Raw genomic sequence first — 23,319 nt, 5'->3', positions numbered from 1 at the left:
CGCCTTCGACACGCGGGCGAGCCGAAGCGTTTGCTTAAGCCGGTCCTGTTCTAAGCCTTTCTTAAGGCGGTTGTGTCATGACAAGGCTTAGCGTTGGGCCGACCCTATGGGCAAAACAAAGACCGAAAGCATCCCCGCGGATGTTTATATCCAATTTGTGCGCTCGTTGTTCGACAACGCGCACATGTTGTTGATCGGTGGTGCGTGCTACTGGATCCTCGGGTTGATGATCTATCTGCGCACGCACGATCCCTTGTTCCTGGCGTTTTCTTTTGCTCTGCTTTCCGTCAGCCTTATCCGTTACTTCGGCATTCGCGATTTCCTCAAGACCGGCGGCGTGATTGCCGATGTCGAACACGCGCAGCGATTGGAGCGCAGCTACATCCTCAAGGGCTGCCTCCAGGGCCTCGGACTTGGCGCGCTGTGCTTCGTGTCGATCTATGTCTATCCCGATCCCTTCGCCGAGCTGGCGGCGATGTCGCTGACCCTGGCGACCCTGGTCACCGTCGTCGCCCGCAACTACGGGTCGCCGCGCATGGTGCGGATCTTTTCCGTGACCTTCATCGGTCCGGCGGCGCTTGCGCTCCTGCTGCGCATGGACGCGCCGTCCGTCGTCCTCGGCCTGATGATCATCCCGATGACGTTCATCACCATCACCGGCGCCGATCATGTCCGCAACGTGCTGTTCTCGGCGGTTATCGGCCACAAGCAGGCGAGGAACCTGACGCGCAGGTTCGACCGCGCGCTCAACACCATGTCGCACGGCCTGGTCATGCTCGGCCCGGACGGACGCGTCGCCGTCGCCAATGCCGAGGCCGCCCATCTGATGTCGCTGAAATCGGCCGACGCGCTGCTCGGGCGCTCGATCCACGGCCTGCTGATGCGCGGCGTCGCCGGCGGCATGCTGGCGCCGAAGGACTGCCGCTACATCGAGGCGCAACTGACGCGCGCCCTGCGCGAGGGCCGGGACCGCAAGGTGCTGGTGTCGCTCGCCAACGGCCAGCACTACGAATTCTCCGCGCGCGAAGGCAGCCAGGAACTCGGCGTCGTCACCTTCGAGGACGTGACGGCCCGCGTCGAGGCGGAGGAAAAGATCCGTTTCATGGCGCGCTACGACAACCTCACCGGTCTGCCGAACCGCGCCTACTTCCACGAGCTGGCCGGCGAGGCCATGGCTTCCGGCGACCGCGACCGGCTCTGCGGCCTGGCGGTGCTCGACCTCGACGATTTCAAGAGCGTCAACGACACGCTCGGTCATCCGGTCGGCGACGGCTTGATCTATGCCGTGGCCGAGCGGCTGGCGGCGATCGCCGGGCCCGGCATCAATGTCAGCCGTTTCGGCGGCGACGAGTTCATGGTCTATTTCGACCGCATCGAGGACGAGAGCCATCTGAGCGGCCTGCTCGACGAGATATTCGCGGATTTGCAGGGCGAGGTCGACGTCGCCGGCCACGGCCTGCGCATCCAGGCCAGCGGCGGCGCGGTATTGTCCCGGGTCAAGGACACCGATGTCGACGCCATGATCGTCAAGGCGGACCTCGCGCTCTACAAGGCCAAGGAACTCGGCAAGAACAGCTGGCGGCTGTTCGAGGCTTCGATGGATGCCGCCTTCCGCAACCGCCAGCTGATGAAGGCCGATCTGCGCAGCGCCGTTCAGGCCAGGGAGCTGCGCGTCGTCTACCAGCCGATCGTGTCGATGAGCACCATGCGCATCGCCAGCTGCGAGGCGCTCTGCCGCTGGGACCATCCCGATCTCGGCCCGATTTCGCCAAGTGTCTTCATTCCGCTGGCCGAGGAGATGGGCATCATCTCCGAGATCAGCGCCTTCGTGCTGCAGGCTGCCTGCGCCGAATGCGCCAAATGGCCGGCGCAGACCAGCGTCTCGATCAACCTCTCGGCCAAGGATTTCCGCAACCGCGACGTCGTGCAGAAGGTGCGCGACGCCCTGGCTGCGTCGGGCCTTGCGCCGCACCGCCTCGAGATCGAGGTTACCGAGACCGCCTTGCTCGACGACAAATCGCTGACCCGCGAGTTGATCGAAGAGCTCAAGACCCTGGGCGTCCGCATCGCGCTCGACGACTTCGGCACCGGTTATTCCAGCCTCAGCTACCTGCACAAGCTGCCGCTCGACAAGATCAAGATCGACCGTTCCTTCCTGATCGACGTGACCCAGAGCCCCAAGTCGCTCGACCTCCTGAAGGGCATCGTCGGCCTGACCCGGACGCTGGGCCTGGTCGTCACCATCGAAGGGGTCGAGACCTTCGAGCAGCTGAAGATACTGGTGCGTTCGGTCAAGCCGGACCTCGTGCAAGGTTTCCTCTTCGGCGCCGCGCTCAGCGCGTCCGGCATCGAGACGATGTCGAACGTCACCTGGCCGTTCGCCGCGGACCTGCGTCTCGCGGCCAAGCGGACAGCCAGATAGCCGCAACGATATATTTTCGATTATCTGTATCTACGATACGGGTTGCTTGGACCATGCAGTCGTCGAGCAAAAACGCAAGCTTCCATGAAATTTCAGTCTGCAAGTTCTGGAATAATTTTATGTGAAGGATTCATAACGTTTTGAGTTTAAATCTGTATAAGTCCAAATATTTTGACATACGGGTTTCTCCATCAGAAGTATGAACCAACGCATTTGCTCAATACTTCTGAATTGATGGCGTAATTCATAGCAAAGGCCGAGCTTAGATCCGGACGCCTGGTGCGCTTCTTCAGCGCAACGCCGTCAGCAGCAGTTCGCCCGATTGTTAAGGTTAACGAAGGGTAAATCAGCGGGTTCGAATTTTCGGCTTGTGTCTCATTTCAACTCGAATAGCCTATTCATAGGCGGATACGAGGACTTGAGGATGGATGCTGCGAGAAACGATGCGCAGGCTGGCGCCGGCGCAAACGCTGGGTCGGCGCTGAACCGTTCGATCATGCAATTGCTGGAGCATGTCGACTATCGTCTCATCACGGGGGGCGAGGATCTGGAGGCGATCTACCGCCTTCGCTATCACTCCTACCTGCGCTCGGGCATGTGCGGCCCGATCGCCAGCGGGATGTTCGAGGATCGCTGGGACAATCTGCCGAATTCCTACCGGTTCGGCGTCTATTTCGACGGCCACTTGGTCAGCACGCTGCGGCTCCACTACATTTCCCGCGAGCACCCCTATTCGCCCTCCGTCGACGCCTATCCGGAAATCCTGGCCGAGCGGCTTGCCCGCGGCGAGAGCTTCATCGACGGAACCCGCTTCGCAACCGATGCGGACAGCGCGCCCGCGCCGGGGGTCCTGCCTTTCCTGACGCTCAGGCTAGGCATGGTGGCTTCCAGCTATTTTGGCCAGACCGCGGTGCTCACGCCGGTCAAGGTCGAGCATTCCGCTTATTACGCCCGCATCTTCCATGCCGTGCAGCGGACCGAGGGCAAGGTGTTCCCCGGCGTTCTTGCGCCGATCGCCTTGTTCGAAATCCCCTGCGGCGAGAATCTGCGCCAGACGCTCGAGCGGTTCCCGTTCTTCAAGTCGACGGCGGTGGAACAGCGGATGATGTTCGCCAATCCGGCCATCAACCGACTGACGCCGCTCTCCATCGTGCCGACGGCGAAATACTATCGCGACGCCGCCTGAAAAGGGGCGTCCTCCGCGCACAATGGACCTTTCCTGCAACTTTGCCGTTATAAGTAGCGGCGCCGCGATCGGGCGCCGCCGCAATTCTGCCCAACAGGCGCTTCGCCCCGGGCTCATGTCGGGTCGTTCATGGGAAGGAATACGATCGTGACCATCCACTCGCTTGCGCTCACGCCCCTGATCTCGCTGATCGCCGGCATATTGATCCTGGTGATGCCGCGCCTGCTCAACTACATCGTCGCGCTCTACCTGATCGTCGTCGGCCTGCTCGGCCTGTTTCCTCACCTTGCCGGCTGAAATCGAGGGATCCTGCGTAGCGGCAACGTCCGGTCCCAATTTCAACTTTCATTTGATGCTGTTGTCGCCGGCCGTGCGGCAATAGCGCCATTGCTCTTGCTCCGGCTTTTCGCTATGTGCCTCGAAGGCATTTTCGAAGGGGTATTCCTATGGCTGATCACACGCCGACCGGTCCTGTCGAACTGGGCGCGCAGATGGACTATGCCGAGCATGATCGCACCTACAAGGCATTCCTCACGCTCGCCAAATTCGGCTCGCTCATCTGCGCCGGCCTCCTCCTGGCGATGGCCTTTGGCTTCTTCGCGGGCGGCTTCTTCTCGGCGACCATCCTGTTCATCGTGATCATGGCCGTCGGCTATTTCATTCTGCGATAGACTTTCCAGACCATTGCGTTTGACGTCTCGCTGGAGGTCCCGGCCGACGCCTTGCGCAGCAAGGTTCCAGCCGAAAGGATCATGCGGTGGGGCAGACGGTATTCATCCCTCGTGAGCTTGACGCCAACGAGCCGCGCGTCTCTGCCTCGCCGGAAACGGTGAAACGGCTGGTGGGCCTGGGCTTCGGGGTGATCGTCGAGAAGGGCGCCGGCCTCGGCTCGCGCATCACCGACCAGGATTTTGCCGCGGCGGGTGCCGCGATCGGCAAGGCTGCCGACGCGTCGAAAGCCGACGTGGTGCTGAAAGTGCGCCGGCCGACGGATGCGGAGCTGAAGGGCTACAAGCCGGGCGCCGCCGTCATCGCCATCATGGATCCCTACGGCAACGACGCGGCGCTCGCCGCGATGGCCAAGGCCGGCATCACCGCCTTCTCGATGGAATTCATGCCGCGCATCACACGCGCGCAGGTGATGGACGTGCTGTCCTCGCAGGCCAATCTCGCCGGCTACCAGGCGGTGGTCGACGCGGCCGCCGAATATGACCGGGCGCTGCCGATGATGATGACGGCGGCCGGCACCGTGCCGGCGGCCAAGACCTTCATCATGGGCGTCGGCGTCGCCGGCCTGCAGGCGATCGCCACCGCGCGCCGCCTCGGCGCCGTCGTCACCGCCACGGACGTGCGCCCGGCGGTGAAGGAGCAGGTGCAGTCGCTCGGCGCGAAATTCCTGGCGGTCGAGGACGAGGAGTTCAAGGCGGCCGAGACCGCCGGCGGCTACGCCAAGGAAATGTCGAAGGAATACCAGGCCAAGCAGGCGGCGCTGACGGCCGAGCACATCGCCAAGCAGGACATCGTCATCACCACGGCGCTGATCCCCGGCCGCCCGGCGCCGAAGCTGGTCTCCGCGGCCATGGTCGCCTCCATGAAGCCGGGCTCGGTGATCGTAGACCTCGCCGTCGAGCGCGGCGGCAATGTCGAGGGCGCTCAACCCGGCAAGGTCGTGACGACGGAAAACGGCGTCAAGATCGTCGGCCATCTCAACGTGCCGGGCCGCGTCGCAGCGTCGGCCTCGCTACTCTACGCCAAGAACCTCTACGCCTTCCTCGAGACGATGGTCGACAAGGCAACGAAAGAGCTTGCCATCAAGCGCGACGACGAACTGGTCAAGGCGACGATGCTGACCGACGGCGGCCAGGTCGTGCATCCGAGCTTCGCCAAGGCGGCGGAGCAGCTGCGCACCGAACCGGCGGCCATTCCCGCCACGATCATTGTCGCTGAAGTCTCAGCCAAACCTGCAGCGAAGACGCCGGCGGCGAAGAAGCCGGCCGCAGCCAAGTCGGCCTCGTCTAAGTCGAAAGGGACCGCGTGATGGAACAGCTGCAGAAAGCCCTCGACCAGCTCGATCAGGCGACCGCCGCCGTCCGCCTTGCGGTGCAGGATCTGGCCAATGCGCCCGCCACCGAGGCTGCCGGCAACGCGGCGCATGCGCTCTCGGGCGGCGCCATCGACCCCTTCGTCTTCCGCTTCGCCATCTTCGTGCTGGCGATCTTCGTCGGCTATTATGTCGTCTGGTCGGTGACCCCGGCGCTGCACACGCCGCTGATGGCCGTCACCAACGCCATCTCCTCGGTCATCGTCGTCGGCGCGCTGCTTGCCGTAGGCATCGCGGCTTCCGGCCTTGCGGCGGGCTTCGGCTTCGTCGCCCTGGTGCTGGTCTCGGTCAACATCTTCGGCGGCTTCCTCGTCACCCAGCGCATGCTGGCCATGTACAAGAAGAAGGAAAAGTGAAGGTTCGCGATTAGTCTGTGGCGGGTTCCCATCTGGCGAGGGGGGTGGAATGTTCAGAGCGCTGATCACTTTCTTACTTGTGTCCCTTCTCACCATGGACACGGCTTGGTCCCGCCCGGCCACCGGGGCTGAAAAAGCAGCCTTGGCCATTAGGGTGCAAGAATTCACGGGGGCATTCGCAGCTAAAGACATGGATCATGTATTCGGCATGATGTCGCCTCGAATTGTTGACTACCTCGTCAGTTCGGGAGGCATTTCGGTTGATGAGCTGAAAAGGCGGACGAACGCAGCTTGGGCCGAGGCGTTGAAAACGGTGACGCTGGAATCATTCAGTATGGATATGGCCAAGGCCGAATATCTGGAGCTTTCCAACGGAACTCCGTACGGGTTGATTCCAACCGAGACGGTGATGAGTTTCGATCAGGACGGCCAGACGCAACGAATGGCGGTCCGTGCCCGTACGCTGGCGGTTCTTGACGGCGGCAAGTGGTATCTGGTTCGGATCGATGATCCGAAGCAATTGATGATATTAAGAAAAACGTATCCCGAGTTCGAGGACGTCGAATTGCCCCGGGGTACAATGGAGGCGCTGAAATAGCCATGAACGCCAACTTCGCCTCCTTCCTCTATCTGGTCTCCGGCATCCTGTTCATCCTGGCGCTGCGCGGCCTGTCGCACCCGACCACCAGCCGCCAGGGCAATCTCTACGGCATGATCGGCATGGGCATTGCTCTTTGCACCACGCTGGCGCTGGCGCTGCCGTCGGCTGGGCGCTTCGGCCTGATCGTGCTGGGTCTCGCCATCGGCGGCGGCGTCGGCGCCTATGTGGCCCGCCGCATCGCCATGACCTCGATGCCGCAGCTTGTCGCCGCCTTCCACAGCCTCGTCGGCTTCGCCGCCGTCATGGTGGCGGCCGCCGCCATCTATGCGCCGGAAAGCTTCGGCATCGGCACGGCGGGCGACATCCATGCCCAGGCGCTCATCGAGATGAGCCTTGGCGTCGCCATCGGCGCCATCACCTTCACCGGCTCGGTCATCGCCTTCCTGAAACTCGACGGCCGCATGTCCGGCAAGCCGATCATGATCGGCGGCCGCCACCTCATCAACATCGCGCTTGGCGTTGCGCTCGTGGTGCTGATCGTGCTGCTCGTCACCACCGAATCCAAGTTCGTCTTCTGGCTGATCGTCGCCGCCTCGCTGGTGCTCGGCGTGCTGTTGATCATCCCGATCGGCGGCGCCGACATGCCGGTCGTGGTGTCGATGCTGAATTCTTACTCGGGCTGGGCTGCCGCGGCACTTGGCTTCACGCTCGGCAATCTGGCGCTGATCATCACCGGCGCGCTGGTCGGCTCGTCGGGTGCGATCCTGTCCTACATCATGTGCAAGGGCATGAACCGCTCCTTCATCTCGGTCATCCTCGGCGGCTTCGGCGGCGAGACGGCGGCAGTTGCCGACGACGGCATCGAGCGCACCGTCAAGCAGGGCTCGGCCGACGACGCCGCCTATCTGATGATGAACGCGCAGAAGGTCATCATCGTGCCCGGCTACGGCATGGCGGTCGCCCAGGCGCAGCACGCGCTGCGCGAGATGGCCGATAAGCTCAAGGCCAACGGCGTCGAGGTCAAATACGCCATCCATCCGGTCGCCGGCCGCATGCCCGGCCACATGAACGTGCTCCTGGCCGAGGCCAACGTGCCCTATGACGAGGTGTTCGAGCTCGAGGACATCAACTCCGAATTCGCGCAGGCCGACGTCGCCTATGTCATCGGCGCCAACGACGTCACCAACCCGTCCGCGCGCGACGACAAGTCCTCGCCCATCTACGGCATGCCGATCCTCGACGTCGACAAGGCCCGCACCTGCCTGTTCGTCAAGCGCTCGCTGGGCTCCGGCTATGCCGGCATCGACAACACGCTGTTCTACAAGGACGGCACCATGATGCTCTTGGGCGACGCCAAGAAGATGACCGAGGAAATCGTCAAGGCGTTTGATCACTGATCAGCCGCAGCGTCTGCAGCAAAAAAAGCCCGGCGTCCGCCGGGCTTTTTTGTTTGCAGAAGGCTGTCGGCCTGACCTGCTCAAATATCCAAATTAGCGACCGACAGCGCATTGTCCTGGATGAACTCGCGCCGCGGCTCCACCTCGTCGCCCATCAGCCGCGAGAACAGCGAGTCGGCGTCCGTCGCGTCCGCCACCTTGACCTGCAGCAGCGAGCGGACATTCGGGTCGAGCGTGGTTTCCCAGAGCTGCTCGGCATTCATCTCGCCGAGGCCCTTGTAGCGCTGCATGGTCAGGCCCTTGCGGCCGGTCGCGAACACCGCGTTGAGCAGCGCCAGCGGCCCGGCAATGGTCTCGGAGACCTCCTTGCGGCGCAGCACCGGCGGCTCGCTGTAGACCTCGGTAAGACGCGAGGCATAGCGGTCGAGCTGGCGCGCGTCGGCCGAATTGATCAGCCCGGCGTCGAGCTGCACGAATTCCTTCACACCGCGCACCGTGCGCTCGAACACATAGCCGCCGACGCCGTCATTGGAGGTCGACAGCCGGCCGGTCCAGCCGCGCTCGGTGTCCTCGGCGATCAGGTCGAGGCGCTTGGCGACGCGCTCGGCCATCGCGTTGGCGCGGCCGAGATCGGCAAGCACATCGGCATTGAGAGCGCCCGCTATCGCCGCCTGCTCGACCACGCTGCGGTTGTAGCGCGTGTGCAGCCCGTTGATCAGCTGGCGTACCGCCAGCGCATCGTCGATGGCGCTGTGCAAATCCTGCCCGGTCCGCACCTCGCCCGAGCCCAGCGTCAGCGAGGCTTCCTCCAGCCCGGAATCGATCAGGTATTCCTCATAGGCGCTTTCGTCCTTGAGGTATTGCGAGCTCTTGCCCCGCGTCACTTTGTAGAGCGGCGGCTGGGCGATGTAGAGATGGCCGCGCTCGATCAGCTCCGGCATCTGCCGGAAGAAGAAGGTGAGCAGCAGCGTGCGGATATGGGCGCCGTCGACGTCGGCGTCCGTCATCAGGATGATCTTGTGATAGCGCAGCTTGTCGGCGTTGAACTCGTCCTTGCCGATCGAGGTGCCGAGCGCGGTGATCAGCGTGCCGATCATATCGGAAGAGAGCATGCGGTCGAAGCGCGCCCGCTCGACATTGAGGATCTTGCCGCGCAGCGGCAGGATCGCCTGGTTCTGGCGCGAGCGCCCGCCCTTGGCCGAGCCGCCGGCCGAGTCGCCCTCGACGATGAAGATTTCCGACTTCGCCGGATCGCGCTCCTGGCAGTCGGCAAGCTTGCCGGGCAGCGAGGTGACGCCGAGCGTGCTCTTGCGGGTGATGTCGCGCGCCTTGCGCGCCGCCTCGCGCGCGGCGGCCGCCTGGATCACCTTCTCGACCACCACCTTGCCTTCGCTCGGATGCTCTTCCAGCCAGGTGCCCAGCGCCTCGTTGACCAGGCTTTCGACCACGGGGCGGACTTCCGATGAGACCAGCTTGTCCTTGGTCTGCGAGGAGAATTTCGGATCGGGAACCTTGACCGACAGCACGGCGGTCAGACCTTCGCGGCAGTCGTCGCCGGTCAGCGAGACCTTCTCCTTCTTGGTCTGGCCGGAGGACTCGCCATAGCCCGTGATCTGCCTTGTCAGCGCGGCGCGGAAGCCGGCCAGATGCGTGCCGCCGTCACGCTGCGGGATGTTGTTGGTGAAGGCCAGCACATTCTCGTGGTAGCTGTCGTTCCACCACATCGCCACTTCGACGGTGATGCCGTCGCGTTCGGCCCGGATTGCGATCGGCTTTTCGATCAGCGGCTTCTTGACCCGGTCGAGATATTTGACGAACTCCTCGAGGCCGCCGTCATAATGCAGCTCATGGCGCACGAGGTCGGCATGGCGGGCGTCGGTCAGCACGATGCGCACGCCCGAATTGAGGAAGGCGAGCTCGCGCAGCCGGTGCTCCAGCGTGTTGTAGTCGAACTCGACCATGGTGAAGGTTTCGGCCGACGGGAAGAAGGTGATCTCGCTGCCGCTGCGGCCCTCGTAGGTGCCGGGCTGCTTGTCCTGCTCGTAGCTGCCCGTCACCTTCAAGGGCGCGTCGGCATTGCCGTGGGTGAAGCTCATCTCGAAGATGTCGCCGTTGCGGCGGATCTTGAGCCTCAGCCATGCCGAGAGCGCGTTCACCACGGAAACGCCGACACCGTGCAGGCCGCCTGAGACCTTGTAGGAATTCTGGTCGAATTTGCCGCCGGCATGCAGCTGCGTCATGATCACTTCGGCCGCCGAGACACCCTCTGAGGGGTGGATATCGGTCGGAATCCCGCGGCCATTGTCGATCACCGTTACCGAGCCGTCGGGGTTGAGCGTCACCGAGACGAGGTCGGCGTGCCCGGCCAGCGCCTCGTCGATGGCGTTGTCCACCACCTCATAGACCATGTGATGCAGGCCCGAGCCGTCGTCGGTGTCGCCGATATACATGCCCGGCCGCTTGCGGACTGCGTCCAACCCCTTCAAAACCTTGATGGAATCGGCGCCGTACTCGGCTTCCGCGCCAATGGCGCTTTCGGTCTGGTCGCTCATGAAAACCTGTCTGATTGATGACGATGATCCGGCGCGGGAAAATCGCCCCGAATCGCGCCGTTTTGATGTCCTAGATATAGGCGCAAACGGCCGCTTTTCCAAGGTTTGCAGGCATTTTGCCGGCTTGGCGGGCGACCTTTCGCAAGCCCTGGCGCGACGTGCCGGGAAGCGGGCGCGGAGGGCGAGACCATGCACCTGCGAAGCCGCGCCTGGGCACGGCCTCGCAGCAGGTCATGCCGCGACGTCTGCTATTGCGAAGGGAGGCCGGCGCGCAGCGTCTTCAGCGCCTCGCTCCAGCGGAACAGTTCGTCCAGCATGGTCCTGGCGCCGCCCAGCACCTGTTCGCTCGGATGGTACGCGCCGCCCTTGTCGAGTAACGCCCTGTAGGAGGGCAACGCCACGCCTTCCGGGATCGGCATGACGCCGACCGCGGTCAGCAGGGGCTTCAGCGCCTGCGCCGCGCGCAGGCCGCCTGAAACGCCGCCGTAGCTGAAGATCGCGGCAGGCTTGTAGCGCCACTCCTTGAGCAGATAGTCGACGGCGTTGACGATCGCCGGGGCCACGAAATAATTGTATTCCGGCGCCACGAACACGAAGGCGTCGGCGGCGTCGATCGCCTTCGACCAGGCCTTGGTGTGGTCGTTCTCGTATTTGCCCAGGCGCGGATGATGCGGCTCGTCGAGCAGCGGCAGCCTGAAGGCGGCAATGTCGGTCAGCGCCGGCTCGAACCTGCCGTGCTCGCGCGCGATAGTCTCCAGGCGCTCGGCGAAGATCGGGCCGGCGCGTCCGGGCCGCGTGCTGCCGATGATGATGCTCAACTGATGCTTCACGGGTGACTCCCTGTTTGGCGTTATCCGTTGGTGACTAAAATAGACAGTCACAGTCAACAAGCCACCGGGCGACGCCGTTCACATTCAGGCGAGGCGGTCTGTTCGCGGACTGTCGTTCAGCCACATGGACGCGGGCTTTGCCGGACCCTACATTCAGCGTTGCCTGCGGAGCATGCCCATGGACACCAAGCCCGCCCCCTTCGTGCCGCCCGCGCCGAAGCCGCGCACCCAGCCGCCCTCGACGCTGGAGATGATGCGCATCGTCTACCGCAACCCGCTCGAGCTGTGGGGCGAGCACACCTACAACGAGCCCTGGATCTCGGTGACCGGCATCGGCGGGCCGCTGGTCATCGCCAACGATCCCGGCCTCATCCGCCATGTGCTGATCGACAACGCCAAGAACTACAAGATGGCGACGGTGCGCCAGCTGATCCTGCGCCCGATCCTGCGCGACGGCCTGCTCACCGCCGAGGGTGAGGTGTGGAAACGCTCGCGCAAGGCCATGGCGCCGGTGTTCACGCCGCGCCACATCTTCGGCTTCGCCGGGCCGATGCTGAAGCGCACGCTGGATTTCGTCACCCGCTACGAGGCCGGCGGCACGACCGATGTCGCCCGTGACATGACGATGCTCACCTACGACATCCTCGCCGAGACGCTGTTTTCCGGCGAGATCGCCGGCGAGCAGGGCAGCTTCGCCAAGGAGGTCGACCGCCTGTTCGAGACCATGGGCCGCGTCGATCCGCTCGACCTGCTGCGCGCGCCCGAATGGCTGCCGCGCTTGACCCGTATCCGCGGCCGCAAGACCATGGCCTATTTCCGCAACATCGTCGCCAACACGGTGAAGCTGCGCGAGGAGCGGCTGAAGCGTGACCCCGACGGCGTGCCGCAGGATTTCCTGACGCTTCTCCTGAAGGCCGAGGGGCCGGATGGCCTCACCCGCTCGGAAGTCGAGGACAATATCATCACCTTCATCGGCGCCGGTCACGAGACCACGGCGCGGGCGCTGGGCTGGACGATCTATTGCCTCGCCGAAGCGCCCTGGGAGCGCGACCGTGTCGAGCGCGAGATCGACGCGGTGCTCGCAAGAGAGCCCGATCCGACGAAGTGGCTGGACGCCATGCCGCTCACCCGTGCCGCCTTCGAGGAGGCGCTCCGGCTCTATCCGCCGGCGCCCTCGATCAACCGCGAGCCGATCGAGCCGGAAACCTGGAACGGTCTCTATATCCCGAGATACGCCGCCGTGCTGGTGATGCCCTGGGTCGTGCACCGCCACCGCAAGCTCTGGGACAAGCCGGACGCCTTCATGCCGGAGCGTTTCCATCCGGAAAACCGTGACCGGATCGACCGCTTCCAGTATCTGCCTTTCGGCGCCGGGCCGCGCGTCTGCATCGGCGCCAGCTTCGCCATGCAGGAGGCGATCATCGCGCTGGCTGTACTGCTGTCGCGCTTCCGCTTCGACGTGACGTCGGAAACCCGGCCATGGCCGGTGCAAAAACTGACCACGCAGCCGCAGGGCGGACTGCCGATGCAGGTTTCCCCTCGCGGCTAGTGCGTTTCATCGTTTCACGGAAACGGCGAAACACCCTATCTCCTTGTTTTTACGCAATTCCGGACGGAAACACCCGCCGGGCATTTGCGATTTGCCCTACCGGTCGGCTATCGGCCGGCGCTGCTGGAACTGGCCGGCGGCGCGGAAGCGCCAGAGATAGCTCGGCAGGATCGTCGCGATCGCCTGCGGCTGGATACCGAGGCCTGTGATCGTCCTGTTCGTCTTGGCGGCGGCTTCCGAGACGACGTTGTGCTCGCGCAGCTGCAGCACCTGGTCCTTGGTCAGCAGCGGGCTGGGCAGCAGCTGCAGGATCGAGGCCTGCAGGTTCGCCACCCACCACGGCACCGGCACCAGGAAGCGCCTGCGGTCGATCACGGCGAGCATCTCCTGCATGCATTCCTTGAAGGTCAGCACCTGCGGACCGCCGAGCTCATAGATGTCGCCGCCCTTGACCTTGCCGTCGACCGAGCGCGCGATCGCCTCGGCGACATCGCCGACATAGACCGGCTGGAATTTTGTCTGGCCGCCGCCGATCAGCGGCAGGACAGGGGAGTAGCGCGCCATGCTGGCGAAGCGGTTGAAGAAGCTGTCCTCGGGTCCGAAATTGATCGACGGACGGAAGATGACGGCATCGGGTACCGTCTCGAACACCGCCTTCTCGCCGAGCGCCTTGGTGCGGGCATAACCCGACGGCGACCTCAAATCGGCGCCGAGCGCCGAGACATGGGTGACGCCGGCGCCGACTGAGCGCGCCGCCTCGGCGACGGCGCGCGAACCGAACTCGTGCACGGAGCCGAATTTCTGCCGTCCGGTCTCATGCAGGATGGCGACCAGATTGACGACGTGGTCGGCGCCCTGCACCGCGCGGTCGACCGACCAGCGTACCCGCACATTGGCCTGCACCGGCTGGATCTGGCCGACATTGCCGAGCGGCTGCACATGGCCGGCAAGGTCCGGCCGCCGGCAGGCGACCCGGATGCGGTAGCCGCGCTTGGCCAGCGCGCGAACGACATGACGGCCGACGAATCCCGAGCCGCCGAACACGACGACGAGCTTGGGGGTCTGCAGGATTTCGGTCATGGTTGGCTCCGCGCGCAAAAGCTTGGCTGAAGCCGCTTCTTAATCCGTTTCGCGTCAAAGGCAAAGAGCGACCGGAGGTCGCCGCCGCCTTGTTTTTCACCCGCCCGGAACACCTTGCCGATAGGCGCGTCGACTTGATCGCGGTGCCAGCCGCGGATGACTAAAGGCACGGGATCGCTGCACTTTAGCCGAAAACAGAAAACCCCGCCGAAGCGGGGTTTTCCGGGCAGTGCGCGCACCGAAACAGGACCAACGAGGCGGCCTGACCTGAGACGGTATCAAGGCGGCGTGAAGCAAGCACGCCCGCCCCGGCCCTGGACGCCCGGCGCGGCGCCGCCAACCGCAAGCCGCTACCCAAGCCACCCTCTCTGCGGCTCGCGATGTGGGTGCCGCTGATGGGTCGCCGCCGGGTGAAAAAAGGTTCAAGGGCCGTGTGAAGAAACGCGGCCTGCTGCCGTGGATTGTTTTGATCAGGCCGAATAGCGTTCGGCGAATTCGGAAATGCGCTGCACGACCGCCTTCGGAACGTCGATGCCGCGCGCGCCCGCTTTCTCGGCCGCCTCGGCGCGGGCGCGGCCGGGGATGTGCACGCCGTAGCGCCGCCGCAGCCGGTCGAGCTGGTCCTTCATGCGCTGCTCGAAGTCCGGGTCGAGCAGCTTGGGCTCGATGGCCAAAACGAAGAGCCCGGTTCCGGGGCTGTCCGGCCCACCGGTGAACCAGGGCGCGTCGAGCGACCAGTTGGCGCCGGAAATGCCTGCCGCCAGCACTTCGACCATAAGCGCGATGTTGGCGCCGCGCTGGCCGCCGAAGGCCAGCATCGCCCCCTTCATCGCCGCCGCCGGGTCGGTGGTCGGATTGCCGCTGGCGTCCAGCGCCCAGCCTTCGGGGATCTTCTTGCCGTCTTCCGCCGCCTTGCGGATGTTGACGAAGGCGGTGGCGCTCGACGACTGGTCGATCACCAGCGGCGATCCGTCGGCGGCAGGTGCTGCAAAGGACATCGGATTGGTGCAGTAGACCGGCTTGACGGAGCCGGAGCCGGCGAGCACCGCCGGTCCGTTGGTGGCGGCGAAGGAGACCAGGCCCTGCTGGGCCAGCCGTCCGGTGAAATAGCCGAGCGCGCCGCAGGTATAGGCGTTCTTCTGCGAGAAGATGGCGACGCCGAACAGCCTTGCCGCCTTGGAGAGATCCTCGATCGTGCGGTCGAAGCCGGTATGTGCGAGCCCGCCGCGCGCGTCCGAGAGATAGACCGCCAGCGCCGGCCTGGTGATGACAGGATCGGCATTGCCGTCGATGCGGCCGGCTTCCAGAGCTTCGAGATAGTCGATGAAATGCGACAGGCCGACCGTCGCCAGGCCCTCCGCCTCCGCCGCGATGATCGAGGCGGTGAGCGACTGCGCCGCCTCCTCGTTGGCGCCGGCGCCGAGCGCCGCCATCCGGCATAGGCCTGTTGCCTGGTCGAGAGTGAGTTGCATTGCGGCTACCTTGGTGAATGGTGAATAGTGAATGGTAATCAACGAAAAGTCATCGGCAAGGCGAACCGAGACCATTCACCATTTTACCATTCACTACCCGATCTTGACCGGAATCCGCGCCTCGATTCTGCTGAATATGAGCACCAGGATGCCGGTGATCGTCATATAGATCAAAGCCAGCAGCAGCAAAGGCTCGTAGGTCAGGTAGGTGTCCTGCCGGACCTTGGACGAGACGGCGAAGATATCGATGACGCTGATCGTCGCCACCAGCGGCGTCGACTTGAGCTGCAGCACGGTCTCGCCGGTCAGCGTCGGCAGCGCGCGATAGAAGGCCTGCGGCAGCCAGATGCGGCGGAAGATCTTGAAGCGGCTCATGCCGAAGGCGCGGGCGGCCTCGAGCTGTCCTTTCGGCACGCCGGCGAAGGCGCCGCGCATCACCTCGCCCTCATAGCCGGCGAAGGACAAGGTCAACGCCACTACGGCATAGGGCCAGGCTTGCCTGAGATATGTCCACATCCAGGACTCGCGGATCCATGGATATTGCGGAAAAAGCGATCCCAGCCCGTAATAGAGCAGCCAGAGCTGCAACAAGAGCGGCGTGCCGCGGATGATGGTGCAGAAGACCTTCGCCGGCACCGCGAACCAGAACGGCCCGCCGGCCTGCGCCAGCCCAAGCGGCACCGCCAGCATAAAGCCCAGCGCGCAGGTGACGACGAGGATCCACAGAGCCCGCCAGATGCCGAGCAGCCCCATTTGCCAATATTGCGGCAGCCAGTCCCAGCGCATGAAGAAGGCCGCGCAGAACACCAGCGCCAGGGCGATCAGGATCAGCACGATGCGGTGCGGCTTGAGCCAGAGCGAGGCGCGCGCCGCCATGTTGATCGCGGTCGCTTCAGCCGGCATCAGCGCGCCTCCTTTACCGAAGGCATGCCGCGCCGCGACCATGTTTCGATCCGGCCGATGATCAGGTTGGAGAACAGCGTCAGCGCCAGATAGAGCACGCCGGCCGCGACGAAGAACAGCAGATAGGCCTTGGTGACGCCCGCGGCCTGCCGCGTCGCAAGCGTCAGCTCGAAGAAGCCGACGACGGCAAGCAGCGCGGTGTCCTTGGTGGCGATCAGCCACAGATTGGCGAGGCCGGGTATGGCGAAAGGCAGCATCGCCGGCAGCGTTATGCGCCGCAGCATCAGGCCGGGCGACATGCCATAGGCGCGTGCGGCTTCGATCTGGCCTTGCGGAATGGACAGGATGGCGCCGCGGATGACCTCCGTCGAATAGGCGCCCTGCACCACGCCGAGCACGAAGATGCCGGCCGCCAGCCCGCTGATGTCGACGCGCTGGTAACCCATCGCCGTCAGCACCTGATTGATGAGATCGGTGCCGGCGTAATAGAGCAGCAGGATCAGCACCAGTTCCGGCACGGCGCGCACCACGGTGGTGTAGACGGCGAGCAGGTCGCGCGCCACCGGACCGCCATAGAGCTTGCCCCAGGCGCCGCCGGTGCCGATCAACAGCCCGAGGCAGGTGGCGCCGATGGCGATCTCGACCGAATGCAGCAGTCCGAAAAGCAAGGTGCCGCCCCAGCCCGGCGGCACCGGTGACAGGAGTTCGATGATGCCGGCCGCCGAGGCCGGAAGAAATATGTCGATCAGCTTCGCCCCCGATTGCTGGCAACCGCCGACGGCAGCGTTCGGCGACAGGCATGCGTGGCAAGGTTTCGGCTAGAGCGGTTCAGCGTTTCAAGGAAACGCTGAACCGCTCTAGCTATTTGTTTTTACGCAATTCCGGACGGAAAACCGCTACACACTTTTCCTGGAATTGCTCTAGAGGGGGCATGGCGCTCGGCCATGCCCCTCAAGCTCATGCGGAGACGTCAGTTCGACTGTGTGGCGCCGCCGTAGATGTCGAAATCGAAGTACTTCTTCGTGATTTCGTCATACTTGCCGCTGGCGCGGATCGCCTTGATGCCGGCGTTGATCTTTTCCTTGAGCGCGGTGTCTTCCTTGCGCACGCCGGCGCCGATGCCCGGCCCGAGCACTTCATCGTCCGGCGCGACCATGCCCTTCAGGTCGCAGCAGGCCTTGCCCTGGTCGCTCTTGAGGTATTCAACGAGCGCGATCGAATCAGCCTGCACCGCATCGAGACGGCCGGCCGCCAGGTCGTTGTTGGCTTCGTCCTGCGTCTGGTATTCCTTGATTTCCTGCGCCCCGCTGAAGTGCTTCTTGGCGTACACCGCGTGTGTGGTCGATACCTGGACGCCGAGAACCTTGCCCTTCAGGTCATCCGGCGTGGCGCCGAACTTCTGGTCCTTCGGCCCGATGATCGCCGGCAGCGTGTTGTAATACTTGTCCGAGAAGTCGATCGTCTTCTTGCGCTCGTCGGTGATCGACATCGAGGAGACGATGAGGTCGATCTTCTTGGTGGTCAGCGCCGGAATGATGCCGTCCCAGGCGACGGGCGTGATGACGCAGTCGAGCTTCTCCTCGGCGCAGACGGCGTCGATGAAGTCGATCTCCCAGCCGACCCACTTGCCCGTCGCATCCGGCGAGGTGAAGGGCGGATAAGGCTCGGCGGCGACGCCGATCTTGACCTGATCGGCCTTGGCCACGCCCATCGCAGCGACGCCGAACAGCAGCGCCGCGGCGAAGGTCTTGAAAACAGTCTTCATGTCAGGACTCCCAGTTTGTTGTTGTTCCCGGTTTTTCGCCCCGCTTGACGCCGGCCCTAGCCGACGTTGCGGAGGAATTGCTTGAGCCTTTCGGATTTGGGCGCGCCGAATAATTGTTCCGGCGAGCCTTCTTCCTCGACCAGCCCGTTGTAGAGGTAGACGACATGCGTCGCGACCTCGCGGGCAAACTTCATTTCATGCGTCACCAGCACCATGGTGCGCCCCTCGCGCGCCAGGTCGCCGATCACCTTCAGCACCTCGCCCACCAGTTCCGGATCGAGCGCCGAGGTCGGCTCGTCGAACAGCATGACGCGCGGATTGATCGCCAGCGCCCGGGCGATCGCGGCGCGCTGCTGCTGGCCGCCCGACAGAAATGCCGGGTAGACGTCGCGCTTCTCCGCCAGCCCGACCCGGGCAAGCAGCTTCTCGGCCTGGGCGATCGCCTCGTCGCGCTTGACGCCAAGCACGTGCACCGGGACCTCGATGACGTTCTCGATCAGCGTCATGTGGCTCCACAGGTTGAAATTCTGAAACACCATGCCGAGCCTGGAGCGGATGCGCTCGATCTGCTTGCGGTCGGCTGGAAAGGTGTGGCCGTGGCTGTCGGCCTTCAGCTTGATCTCCTCGCCGTTGACGCGGATGATGCCGCTGGTCGGGTTCTCCAGGCAGTTGATGCAGCGCAGCAGCGTCGACTTGCCGGAACCGGAGCCGCCGATGATGGCGATCACCTCGCCGTCGCGCGCCGACAGCGAGACGCCCTTCAGCACGTGCAGCTGGCCGAACTTCTTGTGCAGGTTTTCGACATGGATGGCTTCGGCGGCGCCGCTCTGCGCGTTGCCGGATGAGGCTGCGGCAGCTTCCACCGCGCTCACCGGGTCACCTCTATTCGGTCGAAGGCAGGTCGTCGAACGTCCATCCGGCTAATCAACATACGCTGTACTGCCCCGCTCCGGATTTCAGCATGGACCCGACAGCGCGAGCCCGTCAATCGCGCTCATTACGGCACTTGCGGCCTTGTTATGCAAGTGTATAAATAGCCCTCCATGAAATTTTTTCAATTTTTTTCAGCTAAAAAAGGGCATCGATGAGCGCTTTCGGATCACAATCCATGGCGGCGCCGCTGCGGCGTGTTCTGATGCGGTCGGCGGCCAACGCCATGCGCGACGCCGACAGGGCTGCCTGGCACTATGGCCCGGGGTTCAACCCGGCGAAAGCGGCGTCGCAGCATGCGGCCCTTGCTGAACTGGTGGCGGCTTCCGGCGCCAAGATCGAATGGATCGAGGACAGGGTCGACGGGCTTTCGGATTCGGTGTTCACGCACGACCCGTCGCTGATGACCGATCGCGGCGCGCTGATCCTGTCCATGGGCAAGCCATTGCGCGCCGGCGAGCCCTCCCTGCATGAGGAAACCTACACAAGACTGGGCATTCCGATCCTCGGCCGCATCGAGGCCCCTGGCCAGGTCGAAGGCGGCGATTGTGTATGGGTGGACGCCCGCACGCTGGCGATCGGGCGCGGTGTCCGCTCCAACCAGGAAGGCATCCAGCAGGTTTCCAACCTGCTGACGCCGCTGGGCATTTCCGTCTACGGCTTCGACCTGCCGCTATGGCAGGGCGAAGAGGCATGCCTGCATCTGATGTCGGTGATCAGCCCGCTGGCCGACGACCTCGCGCTTGTCTATTCGCCGCTTTTGCCGGCCCCGTTCTATCAGATGCTGAAGGCGCGCGGCATCCGGCTGGTCGAAGGCGACGCCGAGGAGTTCGCCGCTTCCAACGGCCTCAGCCTGAACGTGCTGCCGACCAGCCCGCACAAGGTCATTGCCGTTGCGGGCTTCCCCAGGACCAAAGCCGCGATGGAAGCCGCCGGCTGCGCGGTTGAGATATTCGAGGCGGATGCGCTCTGCATCGCCTGCGAAGGCGGCCCGACATGCCTGACGCGGCCGATCCTGCGCCAATGAACACGCGCCGTAAGTTCCGTCGCGAGGGCGAGGAGCGGCGGCGGCAGGATCTGATCGAGGCGACTCTGGACAGCGTGGCCGAACATGGCCTCGAGGGCGCCACGTTGCGCACAATTGCATTGCGCGCCGGCGTCACCGCCGGGCTGATCCGGCATTATTTCCCCGGCAAGGAAGAATTGCTGCAGGAAGCCTATACGGCGCTGGTCGGCCGCATGACCGAGCAGGCGAAAGCCGCATTGGTCATGGAGGATGCCTCGCCGCGCCGGCGTCTTGCGGCTTTCGTCACCGCCAACCTCAACGCGCCGATCATCGACGCGCGGGTGTTTTCGCTGTGGGCAACCTTCCTCGGCCGCGCCGGCGCGGATCCGACGCTGGCCCGTGCCCACCGCGAAGGCTATCTGGGCTTCCGCAACGAGGTGGAAGCGGTTGTGGCCGAAGTGCTCGCCGCCGAACGGCGAAAACCGGACGCAAGCGAGCTGCGCCATCATGCCATAGCGATCAACGCGATCATCGACGGGCTCTGGATCGAAGGCTGCCTGGCCGGCGAGATGTTCTTGCCCGGCGAGTTGGCGGCGATCGGCATCACGGCTGTCGAGGCCGAGCTCGGTCTCGCGCCGCAAAGGGGAGAAGAGCAATGACCACCATCGGCGAAGCGCTCATCACCTTGCTCGAGGCGCATGGCGTCGACACCGTTTTCGGCATTCCCGGCGTGCATACGGTCGAGCTCTATCGCGGCCTGGCGCGCTCGAGGATCCGCCATGTCACGCCGCGCCACGAGCAGGGCGCCGGCTTCATGGCCGACGGCTACGCCCGCGCCGGCGGCCGGCCGGGCGTCGCCTTCGTCATCACCGGGCCGGGGCTCACCAACACCATCACCGCCATGGGCCAGGCACGCGCCGATTCGGTGCCGATGCTGGTGATCTCCGGCGTCAATGCCACCGATACGCTGGGCAAGGGATTGGGCTTCCTGCACGAACTGCCGGACCAGCGCGGCATGATGGAGAAGGTGGCGCTGTTCTCCGAGCGCATCACCGAGGCCGAGGAACTGCCCGGCGCGCTGGCGCGTGCCTTCGCCGTGTTCTCCTCGTCGCGTCCGGGTCCGGTCCATATCGAGATCCCGACCGACGTCATGGTGAAGCCCGCCGACGGGCTCGCGCCGGTGCTCCGCAACGCTGCGCCGCCCGCTCCGGCAGCTGCGGCGGTCGCCGAGGCTGCGAGCTTGATCAAGGCGGCCCGCCGGCCGCTGATCCTCGCCGGCGGCGGCGCCAAGAAGGCCAATGCGGCGCTCACGCGCTTCGCCGAGGCGCTGGGCGCCCCGGTCGTCGAAACCGCCAATGCGCGCGGCCTGTTGCATCGTCATCCGCTCTGCGTGCCGGCGAGCCCGAGCCTGAAGGCCGTGCGCGCGTTGATGGCGGACGCCGATCTGGTGATCGCCGCCGGCACCGAATTCGGCCCGACCGACTATGACGGCTATGGCGATGGCGGCTTCGTGCTGCCGCCGAACCTCATCCGCATCGACATCGGCGCCGACCAGATCGCCCGCCGTCCGGTGACGGTCGGCCTCCAGGCCGATTGCGCCGAGGCGCTTGGCGCTCTGCTGGCTGAGCTCGGCGCAGCTCATGTCGCGGCGAAGGACGGCGAGGCCCGCGCCGCGGCGGCGAGGGAGGTGGCGCTGGCCGAGCTGAAGCCCGATTATCTGGCGCAGGTACGCGCGGTGGAGGCGATCCGCGACGCGCTGCCCGGCGCCATCATCGTCGGCGACTCGACCCAGCCGATCTACGCCGCCAACCTCTATTACGATCACGATCGTCCGGCTGGCTGGTTCAACGCCGCGACCGGCTTCGGCGCGCTTGGCTACGGCCCGCCGGCTGCGATCGGCGCCGCCCTTGCCGTGCCTGAGGCGCCGGTCGTGTGTCTCACGGGCGACGGTGGCTTCCAGTTCACCTTGCCTGAACTGGGCGCGGCGCTCGATGCAGGCGCGCCGGTGATCTTCGTCGTCTGGAACAATCGCGGCTATCGCGAGATCGAGACCTCGATGCTCGACGTCGGCGTCGAGCCGGTCGGCGTGTCGCCGGCGCCGCCGGATTTCTGCAAGCTTGCTAAAGCCTATGGCATCGAGGCCGAGCGGCTGAGCGGCATCGGCGGGCTGGCCGAGGCGGTGAAGCGGGCGCGAGCGGCCGGCAAGCCGCGCGTTATCGAAATCACTGTCGATTGAAGGTCCTGGCGGCCATCCCGTCAGCGGCGACGCCGCCGCGTGAGGTCACGCGGCGGTGCGGCGACGCATGCAAAGACGGGACGCCAGCCATGTCGATATTTCAATTGAGTGACAACGCGAAAGGCGCGACGTTCGATATTGGGGCGGCCTAACCATAAGAATACGACAGGAGCAGTCGAAATATGACGGAAACGCTTAACGGCATGCATGTCGTGGTGACGGGCGGCACTGGGGCGCTCGGCGGCGCGGTTGTCGGCAGGTTGCTGGAGCAGGGAGCCATCTGCCATGTGCCCAACGCGCATGCGGCTGCCCCCCCGAACTTCCCCTTCGCCGCGCATGCCAGCGTCCATCTCGCGCACAATGTCGACTTGTCGGATTCCGCCAAGGTCGAGGCCTTCTACCATCAGGTGCCCGAGCTTTGGGGCTCGATCCACCTCGCCGGCGGTTTCACCATGGCGCCGGTGGAAAAGATCGAATCGGCGTCCTTTGCCGAGATGATGGACACCAACGCCCGCACCGCCTTCCTCTGCAGCCGCGCGGCGGTGCGCTCGATGCTGGCCTCCGGCACGGCGGGGCGCGTCGTCAACGTCAGCGCGCGCGCCGGGCTCGATCCCAGGCGCGGGGCCGGCATGGTCGCCTATGCCGCCAGCAAAGCCGCGGTCGCGGCGATGACGGTGGCGATGGCGGAGGAGCTGAAGCACAAGGGCATCCTGATCAACGCCGTGGCGCCCTCGACGCTCGACACGCCCGCCAACCGCGCCGACATGCCCGACGCCGATTTCACCAAATGGGTCAGCCTCGAAGCCGCCGCCGAGGCGATCGCCTATCTGGCCTCGCCCGCCAACCAGGCGATGAGCGGCACGCTGGTGCCTCTTTACGGTCGGGCCTGACACGCCAACTGTTAGGGACAAAGAAAAACCCCGCCGGAGCGAT

At 64.7% G+C, this 23,319-nt stretch carries 21 protein-coding genes; 13 read left to right on the top strand and 8 right to left on the bottom strand.

The window, feature by feature from the left end:
- Positions 1 to 106: 106 nt before the first annotated feature.
- The 8 genes from EN874_RS10160 to EN874_RS10125 all read left to right on the top strand — a co-directional run bounded on the left by EN874_RS10160 (position 107) and on the right by EN874_RS10125 (position 8,063).
- On the top strand, positions 107 to 2,422 hold the full coding sequence (locus EN874_RS10160) for an EAL domain-containing protein (protein ID WP_127424658.1): 2,316 nt from the start codon (positions 107 to 109) through the stop codon (positions 2,420 to 2,422).
- 424 nt (positions 2,423 to 2,846) lie between these two features.
- Positions 2,847 to 3,608, top strand: coding sequence for a hypothetical protein (locus tag EN874_RS10155; RefSeq protein ID WP_126086305.1), 762 nt, complete (start codon positions 2,847 to 2,849; stop codon positions 3,606 to 3,608).
- A gap of 147 nt (positions 3,609 to 3,755) precedes the next feature.
- Positions 3,756 to 3,905 (top strand): DUF3096 domain-containing protein, encoded by a 150-nt coding sequence (locus EN874_RS10150; RefSeq protein ID WP_082296269.1) that lies wholly within the window; start codon positions 3,756 to 3,758, stop codon positions 3,903 to 3,905.
- Between the two features lie 149 nt (positions 3,906 to 4,054).
- Positions 4,055 to 4,279, top strand: coding sequence for an aa3-type cytochrome c oxidase subunit IV (locus EN874_RS10145; RefSeq protein WP_127424657.1), 225 nt, complete (start codon positions 4,055 to 4,057; stop codon positions 4,277 to 4,279).
- A gap of 86 nt (positions 4,280 to 4,365) precedes the next feature.
- Positions 4,366 to 5,646, top strand: a complete 1,281-nt coding sequence (locus tag EN874_RS10140) for a Re/Si-specific NAD(P)(+) transhydrogenase subunit alpha (RefSeq protein ID WP_127424656.1) — start codon at positions 4,366 to 4,368, stop codon at positions 5,644 to 5,646.
- Positions 5,646 to 6,065, top strand: coding sequence for an NAD(P) transhydrogenase subunit alpha (locus EN874_RS10135; protein WP_127424655.1), 420 nt, complete (start codon positions 5,646 to 5,648; stop codon positions 6,063 to 6,065). Before EN874_RS10140 ends, EN874_RS10135 begins: the two co-directional genes overlap by 1 nt.
- Positions 6,066 to 6,114: 49 nt before the next feature.
- Positions 6,115 to 6,663 carry a hypothetical protein gene (locus tag EN874_RS10130; protein ID WP_127424654.1) on the top strand — a complete coding sequence of 183 codons (549 nt, stop codon included), beginning with the start codon at positions 6,115 to 6,117 and terminating at the stop codon, positions 6,661 to 6,663.
- 2 nt (positions 6,664 to 6,665) lie between these two features.
- Positions 6,666 to 8,063: an NAD(P)(+) transhydrogenase (Re/Si-specific) subunit beta gene (locus tag EN874_RS10125; protein WP_127424653.1), complete on the top strand. Its 1,398-nt coding sequence runs from the start codon at positions 6,666 to 6,668 to the stop codon at positions 8,061 to 8,063.
- An 80-nt stretch (positions 8,064 to 8,143) separates the two neighbouring features.
- On the opposite strand, the gene gyrB is transcribed toward EN874_RS10125, so the two are convergent.
- Entirely contained in the window at positions 8,144 to 10,615 is a 2,472-nt protein-coding gene (gene gyrB / locus EN874_RS10120; RefSeq protein WP_126086301.1) for a DNA topoisomerase (ATP-hydrolyzing) subunit B, read from the bottom strand.
- A gap of 248 nt (positions 10,616 to 10,863) precedes the next feature.
- On the bottom strand, positions 10,864 to 11,445 hold the full coding sequence (locus EN874_RS10115) for an NADPH-dependent FMN reductase (protein WP_127424652.1): 582 nt from the start codon (positions 11,443 to 11,445) through the stop codon (positions 10,864 to 10,866).
- A gap of 178 nt (positions 11,446 to 11,623) precedes the next feature.
- Here EN874_RS10115 and EN874_RS10110 point away from each other — a divergent pair, with 178 nt between their 5' ends.
- Positions 11,624 to 12,994 carry a cytochrome P450 gene (locus EN874_RS10110; protein WP_127424651.1) on the top strand — a complete coding sequence of 457 codons (1,371 nt, stop codon included), beginning with the start codon at positions 11,624 to 11,626 and terminating at the stop codon, positions 12,992 to 12,994.
- Between the two features lie 96 nt (positions 12,995 to 13,090).
- On the opposite strand, the gene EN874_RS10105 is transcribed toward EN874_RS10110, so the two are convergent.
- The 6 genes from EN874_RS10105 to EN874_RS10080 all read right to left on the bottom strand — a co-directional run bounded on the left by EN874_RS10105 (position 13,091) and on the right by EN874_RS10080 (position 19,086).
- On the bottom strand, positions 13,091 to 14,074 hold the full coding sequence (locus EN874_RS10105) for a complex I NDUFA9 subunit family protein (RefSeq protein ID WP_127424650.1): 984 nt from the start codon (positions 14,072 to 14,074) through the stop codon (positions 13,091 to 13,093).
- Positions 14,075 to 14,544: 470 nt separating this feature from the next.
- Positions 14,545 to 15,546, bottom strand: a complete 1,002-nt coding sequence (locus EN874_RS10100) for an Ldh family oxidoreductase (RefSeq protein ID WP_127424649.1) — start codon at positions 15,544 to 15,546, stop codon at positions 14,545 to 14,547.
- Between the two features lie 93 nt (positions 15,547 to 15,639).
- Positions 15,640 to 16,449, bottom strand: coding sequence for an ABC transporter permease (locus tag EN874_RS10095; RefSeq protein WP_127424648.1), 810 nt, complete (start codon positions 16,447 to 16,449; stop codon positions 15,640 to 15,642).
- Positions 16,449 to 17,117, bottom strand: coding sequence for an ABC transporter permease (locus tag EN874_RS10090; protein ID WP_245513537.1), 669 nt, complete (start codon positions 17,115 to 17,117; stop codon positions 16,449 to 16,451). Before EN874_RS10090 ends, EN874_RS10095 begins: the two co-directional genes overlap by 1 nt.
- Before the next feature lie 302 nt (positions 17,118 to 17,419).
- Positions 17,420 to 18,214 carry a transporter substrate-binding domain-containing protein gene (locus EN874_RS10085; RefSeq protein WP_127424646.1) on the bottom strand — a complete coding sequence of 265 codons (795 nt, stop codon included), beginning with the start codon at positions 18,212 to 18,214 and terminating at the stop codon, positions 17,420 to 17,422.
- A gap of 56 nt (positions 18,215 to 18,270) precedes the next feature.
- Positions 18,271 to 19,086, bottom strand: a complete 816-nt coding sequence (locus EN874_RS10080; protein ID WP_127424645.1) for an ABC transporter ATP-binding protein — start codon at positions 19,084 to 19,086, stop codon at positions 18,271 to 18,273.
- A 212-nt stretch (positions 19,087 to 19,298) separates the two neighbouring features.
- On the opposite strand from EN874_RS10080, the gene EN874_RS10075 reads away from it, so the two are divergent.
- From EN874_RS10075 to EN874_RS10060, 4 genes are all read left to right on the top strand, one after another.
- Entirely contained in the window at positions 19,299 to 20,171 is an 873-nt protein-coding gene (locus tag EN874_RS10075; RefSeq protein WP_127424644.1) for a dimethylarginine dimethylaminohydrolase family protein, read from the top strand.
- Positions 20,141 to 20,809 (top strand): TetR family transcriptional regulator C-terminal domain-containing protein, encoded by a 669-nt coding sequence (locus tag EN874_RS10070; protein ID WP_127424643.1) that lies wholly within the window; start codon positions 20,141 to 20,143, stop codon positions 20,807 to 20,809. Before EN874_RS10075 ends, EN874_RS10070 begins: the two co-directional genes overlap by 31 nt.
- A complete protein-coding gene (locus EN874_RS10065; protein WP_127424642.1) occupies positions 20,806 to 22,386 on the top strand; it encodes a 5-guanidino-2-oxopentanoate decarboxylase in 1,581 nt (526 codons plus the stop codon). Before EN874_RS10070 ends, EN874_RS10065 begins: the two co-directional genes overlap by 4 nt.
- A 182-nt stretch (positions 22,387 to 22,568) precedes the next feature.
- A complete protein-coding gene (locus EN874_RS10060) occupies positions 22,569 to 23,276 on the top strand; it encodes an SDR family NAD(P)-dependent oxidoreductase (RefSeq protein WP_127424641.1) in 708 nt (235 codons plus the stop codon).
- The last annotated feature ends 43 nt before the right edge of the window (positions 23,277 to 23,319 follow it).

Source organism: Mesorhizobium sp. M1D.F.Ca.ET.231.01.1.1, from assembly GCF_003999155.2.
GTDB lineage: Bacteria > Pseudomonadota > Alphaproteobacteria > Rhizobiales > Rhizobiaceae > Mesorhizobium.
This window is presented reverse-complemented; position numbering and strand designations above follow the sequence as displayed.

Coding starts and splice junctions, on each gene's coding strand:
- EN874_RS10160 (WP_127424658.1), top strand. CDS start 107: ATGGGCAAAACAAAGACCGAAAGCATCCCCGCGGATGTTTATATCCAA.
- EN874_RS10155 (WP_126086305.1), top strand. CDS start 2,847: ATGGATGCTGCGAGAAACGATGCGCAGGCTGGCGCCGGCGCAAACGCT.
- EN874_RS10145 (WP_127424657.1), top strand. CDS start 4,055: ATGGCTGATCACACGCCGACCGGTCCTGTCGAACTGGGCGCGCAGATG.
- EN874_RS10135 (WP_127424655.1), top strand. CDS start 5,646: ATGGAACAGCTGCAGAAAGCCCTCGACCAGCTCGATCAGGCGACCGCC.
- EN874_RS10130 (WP_127424654.1), top strand. CDS start 6,115: ATGTTCAGAGCGCTGATCACTTTCTTACTTGTGTCCCTTCTCACCATG.
- EN874_RS10125 (WP_127424653.1), top strand. CDS start 6,666: ATGAACGCCAACTTCGCCTCCTTCCTCTATCTGGTCTCCGGCATCCTG.
- gyrB (WP_126086301.1), bottom strand. CDS start 10,615: ATGAGCGACCAGACCGAAAGCGCCATTGGCGCGGAAGCCGAGTACGGC.
- EN874_RS10110 (WP_127424651.1), top strand. CDS start 11,624: ATGGACACCAAGCCCGCCCCCTTCGTGCCGCCCGCGCCGAAGCCGCGC.
- EN874_RS10105 (WP_127424650.1), bottom strand. CDS start 14,074: ATGACCGAAATCCTGCAGACCCCCAAGCTCGTCGTCGTGTTCGGCGGC.
- EN874_RS10100 (WP_127424649.1), bottom strand. CDS start 15,546: ATGCAACTCACTCTCGACCAGGCAACAGGCCTATGCCGGATGGCGGCG.
- EN874_RS10095 (WP_127424648.1), bottom strand. CDS start 16,449: ATGCCGGCTGAAGCGACCGCGATCAACATGGCGGCGCGCGCCTCGCTC.
- EN874_RS10085 (WP_127424646.1), bottom strand. CDS start 18,214: ATGAAGACTGTTTTCAAGACCTTCGCCGCGGCGCTGCTGTTCGGCGTC.
- EN874_RS10075 (WP_127424644.1), top strand. CDS start 19,299: ATGAGCGCTTTCGGATCACAATCCATGGCGGCGCCGCTGCGGCGTGTT.
- EN874_RS10070 (WP_127424643.1), top strand. CDS start 20,141: ATGCCTGACGCGGCCGATCCTGCGCCAATGAACACGCGCCGTAAGTTC.
- EN874_RS10065 (WP_127424642.1), top strand. CDS start 20,806: ATGACCACCATCGGCGAAGCGCTCATCACCTTGCTCGAGGCGCATGGC.
- EN874_RS10060 (WP_127424641.1), top strand. CDS start 22,569: ATGACGGAAACGCTTAACGGCATGCATGTCGTGGTGACGGGCGGCACT.